Below are 6,224 nucleotides of genomic sequence, written 5' to 3'. Positions count from 1 at the left end.
CATGCGCTCGACGACATTGCGCTGGCGGTAGATCTGTCTGTCGTGCTCGATCTGGACCTTGCGGTTGGACTTTGACGGGATGACCGGCGTGGTCCCTCGCTCGAACAGCCATGAGCGCAAGGCGTTGCTGTCTAAGCCTTTGTCGGCGACCAGATACTCCGATGGCGGCGCGGCATTGATCGCCAGCATGGCGACCTTGGCATCGTGCGTGTTGCCGGGTGTCAGGAGCAGGACGTGGGGGCGGCCCTTCTCGTCGCAGATTGCGTGGAGCTTGGTGTTCCTTCCGCCTTTGGTGATGCCGATACCATGAGCCAAGGCCCCCCTTTCGCGCCTCCGGCAGTGCGGTGGACCTTGATGCAGGAGCTGTAGATGAACAGCTTGGCAGGCACGCCCTCGACCCCGGCCAGGCTCGAGAAGATGCGCTCCCACACGCCGCGCTCGGCCCAGCGACGGAACCGGTTGTAGAGCGTCTTCTTCGGTCCGTAGATGTGTTCCGGGCAGTCGCTCCAGCGACTGCCCCTCTTCAGCGCGTGGACAATCCCGGAGAGCACACGCCGATCATCCACCCTCGGCATCCCGCGCGTATCCTGCGGTAAAAGTGGCTCAACCCGAGTCCACTGCTCATCGGAAAACCAGAAGAAATTTGCCATTCCACATGCCTCCTCGCTGGAGGCCTGTGAATCACATCCCGATGCCGTTGTGAATCCTGTTTATAAGTCCAGACCCTAGACAGGGTCGGCCGCCACTCCTGAGCACTCTGGTCGATCTTTCTTCAGTCCTAACTTCCATATGACGCGACGCACGAAATGCACCGCTCGATGCGCAACTGTCGGCCTGTTCCGGATAACTCCCTTTTTCGCACGTTGAGCCAGTTCAGGGTATTCTAGTGCTTCTTCGGCAAGAATTTCGAAAACCTCTCTCAAAGGTATTGAAAACCTATGAACTTTGCCTTTATCTTCCAGAGCTTTTTCGATCCTCTCTATGACAGTTATCTTCGACGCCAGTCCGCGGTGACTGTGGCGGTGGCCGCTTAGCGAAATTTCACCCTCGGGGAGACGGCGATAGTATGATGTTCCACCGGAAGTTCTGATCATTGGAACATCCTGCACTAGTGCCCGCATTGCCAGATCGCCATCATCATTGACACACCAAGAGGGATCCCAGCCCCCACTCCGCTCATAAGCTTCGCGCGACCAGAGAACAGAGCATGGCGGATGCCACCAACCGGTAAGCCATGCAGCTAGTGGATGCTCCCCTCCTTCGCGCGCTCTGCTGGAAGCAGGTCGAACCTGCCACTTGCCATCTATCAGTTCGTAGCGCTTCCAAGGACACAGCGCGACCGCGTTGGGGTGCTTCCTCAGCACTGCAACAAGTTCTTCCAATACCGTCGGCCCGAGGATGTCGTCGGCATCAAGGAACATGAACGCATCTCCCGTTGCCGCCTCCCTTCCTGTGATCCGAGCGAGACTAGCACCAGATTTCTTTTCATAAAGCAGCTTTACCGGATACCGCTCGACGATATCGGTGGTTCGATCAGTGGAACCGTTGTCCACCACGATGATCTCTTGAGGCGGATGTGTCTGCTCAAGAACCGACCGGAGCGCTTCCTCAATGTATCCCTCGCCATTAAAGACAGGGATGATGACCGAAATATCCATTCCAAGTCCCCAAGCGGAATCTTCAGCGGCACAATAACGCATATCAGTGGGCAACGGCAATGCCCGCTCTCAATCCGACTGGACATAAACTAATTTCTGCAATCCACCCATCTCGGGCATTCCTGAACGCATCAGCAGCACCGGAAGCGGAACATTCGTCCCTGACCGGCCCCCATCAGTGGTCCGGATTATTGTTAGTGCATTGTCGCTTCCAATGTCCTCGCCGGCTGGAGGTGGAGCCAAGCGGAACCAGAAAGCGGCGATGGCGGCATCGCCGCTTTCGGAGCAGGCGGGTTATAATTAAGACTGCTGTACGGACGCACGGTGTTGTAGTGGCGACGCCAAGCCTCGATCAGCACTCTGGCTTCGGCGAGGCTATAGAAGATTTCACCATTAAGCTTCGTTCGGCAGAGAACCGTTAAAGCTCTTGTACAGCCCTTCTCTCAAGGCGATCCTAACGCGATGTAAAGCGTTTTGACGCCGGCTCTGCCGAGCCACTCCTGCACAGCGGTAGCGCTAGATTCTGGACTGTTGTCAGATCTCATATGCGCAGGCGGGCTGCGCGAGACGAACAGGTCAGCGAACGCCGAAAGCGCGTTCTGATGCTTGAGCTTTCGGGCAACGACCAATGCCAGGCATTCCCGGCTGGCTTCGGCGATAATGGCCAAGATCCTGAACTTGCGACCATCGTGGGTGCGTCCCTCGACAGAATCGTAGCCAAGCGCAGATGGGCGAAGCTCATCTCGTACGTCCACATGGTGCTCCGGGTACTCCAGCCGAAGCCGCGTGCACGAGCTATTTTTCCAATCGCCCTCGTTTTGGCTGCTTCTGCGGCACCTTTAGCCCTTCTCTGTGGCAGATCCGCTCCACCCGCTTGCTGTTTGCATACAAGAATAACACAATTTTTTATTGGATCTTGATTAAACGAGGCATGGCCCCGTTGATTGCGAGAAAGGACGATCCTCCAAATGCACCAGCCTGAATCCGTCACAATCATAATACCGGCCTTCAACGCTGCACGTTTCATCAAAAGAGCGGTCGCCTCAGCTCTGCAGCAGGCGAACGTTGCTGAGGTCATCGTAGTGGACGATGCCTCGTCGGATGATACCGTTGAAGTTGTCAGGTCCCTTGCGCAGGAAGATTCTCGTGTCCGTCTGGTAAGACTGTGCGCAAATGTAGGCCCGTCTGCTGCTCGCAATATGGCTATTCGTGCCGCAACAAGCGCATGGATCGCGACGTTGGATGCTGATGACGCGTTCGGCCCGGGGCGGATCGAGAGCTTGCTGCAACTTGCCCGTTCTCATTCTGCCGAGATGATAGCAGATAACCTCGTTTACTTCGATGGACGAGCGCAGAAAGCGCTTGGACCTTCAGTTCATCCTGAACCCAGAATCCAAGAGATTACACTTGAGAAGCTGTTCCGCAGCACGCCTGATGGCGGGCAGGATTATGTGACGCTGGTACCTATGATCAATCGGTCATTCCTTTCAGATCATGCCATTCTTTTTGACGAGCAAATCCGTAATGGCGAGGATTTCGACATTGTGGCGAGATGCCTTGTGGCGGGCGCGAAGTACGTCGCCGATCTTGCCCAGGAAACGTATCTTTACACCTCACGGGCGAGCGGCACGAGTCAGACGGTCCTCAATGCCAACGTCGTCGTCAAGCAGACGCTAGCTTGGTTATCGCATCCAGAATTTAAAAAGCGTCCAGATCGCCTCAGGATCGTTCACGAGCGTGTCGAGATCCTGCGCCGTAGAGAGCTCGATCGACTGGCGGGCGATCCCGCCGGTCCCGGGCGAGGCGCCATACTGAGGCTCGCCTTGCGAACACCTGAAGGACGACGATGGCTTCAAGATTGGGTAATTGCACGCCTGCGCCCCACTAATTCCTGACCTCACGCGCGCGCTATCTGTGCAGAAAAGATGGCACGGCCTAGCGCGCGATGACTGCGGCAGCACCTATTGGCGATTAATTAATCCTAAGTATCGGAACTTAAACGCCAAGGGCGCGTAAATGCCCGGAGCGACCGGAGACCCCCCTCCCGTCCAAGCCGGTTGCTTCTAGGGGCCTCCTTTGCGGGGCCCCTTCTTTGCCTGCTATAATGCAAGCTCCTGGAGAAGTTGGGACGCGGCCAAGCCCCCCAGACCGCGTCCCGTGCTTTCCGGCGTTGCGATTTCCTTTAGGCAGTCCCGTACTTTTTCGCCGTGAAGGTGGCATCTCTCCCGATGTCGCATCGCCGTAGCCTCACATTGCCTGCCGCTTAGGTTTGCGCAAGGCAACGCTTCGCAGGTACATGGGGGTGGCGGATCTTCCTCGCGCGCGCGTTATCTGTGCAGAAAGGGTGGGAGCCACCAAATCGGTTTGCTACTCAGGAGGAGGGACTGGCGGTCAGGCGGCGGCGCAGCCGCAAGCATGCTGTCGGGACCAAGGCGCCGACTCTGGTCTTGGCCCTCCCGAACCAGCGCTGGAGGCTGGACTTTGTGCATGACGAGATGGCTTCTGGAAGGCGGTTCCGCGTGCTCAACATCGTCGACGATGTGACCAGAGATTGCCTGCGAGCGGTGCCGGATACATCGATCTCGGGTCGCAGGGTCGTGCGCGAGCTAGCCGATCTGATCGCCGAGCCCGGCAAGCCGGGGATGATCGTCAGCGATAACGGCACCGAACTGACCAGCAATGCGGTGCTGGCATGGTGCGGGGAGATCGGCGTGGAGTGGCATTACATCGCGCCGGGCAAGCCGATGCAGAACGGCTTCTGCGAGAGCTTCAACGGCCGGATGGGCGACGAGCTGCTGAACGAGACGCTGTTCCTCATTCTTGCTCGTGCTCGCGTCGAGATCGCTGCCTGGGTCGACGACTATAACCGGGAGAGACCGCATGTCCCTTGGCTACGCAATGCCCGGCGGCTTTCGCCGCTGAGCTTCAACCGCGCTCCTGCGCAACAAAGCCGCCCGACTCTATTCCAGCTGGAGGAAAACTGGAGGTCAGGTCTTCTGGGCTCAGCAAGATGTACAGGCGGCGAAAGCCGCGTCGGCGATGCCGGTTAGCTGGCTCATGGAGCTTTTCGCATAGGGCGGTCCTATCGGCTCGCCTACTTCGCAGGATAGTTCTGCAGGCTGGAAGGCTGATAATTGCCCGGAAGCGTCTCTGCTAACCCGATCAGGGTTCTAAGCCGAGGGTATATCTTTTCTCCTGCGAAATTTTCTAGCACGTACAGTCTTGCGTTCTTGCCCATTCGATTGCGTTCTTCAGGCCTGTCAGCGAGGTGAAGAATGCGCGCAGCCATATTTGCTTCATCCCCTTCGTTTACGACAAAGCCCCTAACTTCATTTGCAACATGCTCGGTCATGCCACCGTGACGAGTGACGATGGGCACTAATCCATGCCCCATGGCTTCCAGGAGCGAAACTGCTTGTGATTCGATCCCCTGGAACGGGAGTGTTACGCAATGCTGCAGGAAGATGTTGCTCCTAGCCAAGATGGCCAATGCATGATCGTGAGGGAGTGCGCCATGCAAACACACTCTGTCTAGAAGGTTGAGCCTCTCGCTCTCCCATCTCACTGCTCCCATAAGTGGTCCGTCCCCAATTATGTCCAGGACCAGATCTGGGTTGTGCTTCGAAGCTTCGGCGAAGGCTCGAAGGCTATGCAATGGACCTTTTTGAGCTGTTAGCCGAGATAACATCACGACTCTAGTCGGGCCCCGTCGATGCAACACCGGATTGAAGAGGGAGGCTTCAATCACGCATGGGACGACAGCTACTTTATTCTCGGGTGCACCGATATCCGTCATTCTATCTTTTAGGAATTCGCAAACCGCCACGAACTTAGTTTTAGAATTGAAAAAGCTTTTGAAGCGACCGCGCCACAGGCGTCCGCGGCCCATCACGTTGATATCCCACCCGTGACTCATCACTGTGAGCGGCAAGCCCAAGCGCGCTGTCACGGGCGCGATCATAAATCCAGTCGTGGCAAACTCGGCAAAGACGTGAGTAATGCCTTCACGCAGTAAGTAGCTTTCTATGGCCTCCGCCTGCTGAGAGCTCAAACGATAGGTCCGCCACGCGTTAACAGAGCGAATCAAACGTGACAAAAGACGACCGCCCTTCTCTGTCCACTGAGAAGGAGCAGTCACTTCTAAAACAGGAACGCTGGTCTGCGCAGGAGCACCTGTTGATGAGAGGTGCACTATCACTGTTTGACCCGGAGCTATTTTAGCGATGTGCTCATGGAAGAAAGTTTGAGTCGCATGGAATAGGTCGGGCACCACAATGCACAGGACCTCATGTTTTTTGGGCACCGTTTGCCTTATCATGGCCCATCAAAAGCATGGAGTAATCTCCTTGGCAACAGGTTCTTGTGTGCACCGCAAGCGGCTCGCCGGTTCATGTGCGACTGCAACGAAAAGTATCAACGGCTCATTCTGCAAACTGCAACCAGTCTGGCTCCGGATTACCATGATCGAGCCCGTCAATGGTGTGCCATGGCAGCAGTTCGTTCCGGCACCGGCAGGCGTTGCGCCTTCTTGGCCATGAGCTCTTGATAGAGGGCCCCTTGCATCAT

The 6,224-nt window shown here is 56.6% G+C and carries 4 protein-coding genes and 3 pseudogenes; 2 read left to right on the top strand and 5 right to left on the bottom strand.

Features of this window, described 5'->3' with window-relative positions; translation table 11 throughout:
• The 4 genes and pseudogenes from G7A66_RS14710 to G7A66_RS12880 form a co-directional block, all read right to left on the bottom strand.
• Positions 1 to 429: transposase (locus G7A66_RS14710; RefSeq protein ID WP_456298147.1), on the bottom strand; the 429-nt coding region annotated here is incomplete at its 3' end.
• Positions 402 to 650 (bottom strand): annotated as a pseudogene (locus tag G7A66_RS12890) (transposase); the annotation flags it as partial. The pseudogene G7A66_RS12890 and the gene G7A66_RS14710, both read right to left, overlap by 28 nt.
• Before the next feature lie 75 nt (positions 651 to 725).
• A complete protein-coding gene (locus G7A66_RS12885; protein WP_174296097.1) occupies positions 726 to 1,658 on the bottom strand; it encodes a glycosyltransferase family 2 protein in 933 nt (310 codons plus the stop codon).
• Positions 1,659 to 1,852: 194 nt separating this feature from the next.
• Positions 1,853 to 2,540, bottom strand: a pseudogene (locus G7A66_RS12880) (integrase core domain-containing protein); the annotation flags it as partial.
• Positions 2,541 to 2,626: 86 nt separating this feature from the next.
• Between G7A66_RS12880 and G7A66_RS12875 the strand changes: the two are divergent.
• On the top strand, positions 2,627 to 3,553 hold the full coding sequence (locus G7A66_RS12875) for a glycosyltransferase family 2 protein (protein WP_174296096.1): 927 nt from the start codon (positions 2,627 to 2,629) through the stop codon (positions 3,551 to 3,553).
• 477 nt (positions 3,554 to 4,030) lie between these two features.
• Positions 4,031 to 4,571: pseudogene (locus G7A66_RS12870) on the top strand (integrase core domain-containing protein); the annotation flags it as partial.
• 181 nt (positions 4,572 to 4,752) lie between these two features.
• Here G7A66_RS12870 and G7A66_RS12865 read toward each other — a convergent pair.
• On the bottom strand, positions 4,753 to 5,976 hold the full coding sequence (locus G7A66_RS12865) for a glycosyltransferase family 4 protein (protein ID WP_174296095.1): 1,224 nt from the start codon (positions 5,974 to 5,976) through the stop codon (positions 4,753 to 4,755).
• Positions 5,977 to 6,224: the final 248 nt, after the last annotated feature.

Origin of the sequence: Alteripontixanthobacter muriae (assembly GCF_013336795.1) — a bacterium.
In the GTDB taxonomy this organism is placed as follows: domain Bacteria; phylum Pseudomonadota; class Alphaproteobacteria; order Sphingomonadales; family Sphingomonadaceae; genus Pseudopontixanthobacter; species Pseudopontixanthobacter muriae.
The sequence above is the reverse complement of the archived record's forward strand: the minus strand, read 5'-3'. Positions and strand labels throughout refer to the sequence as shown.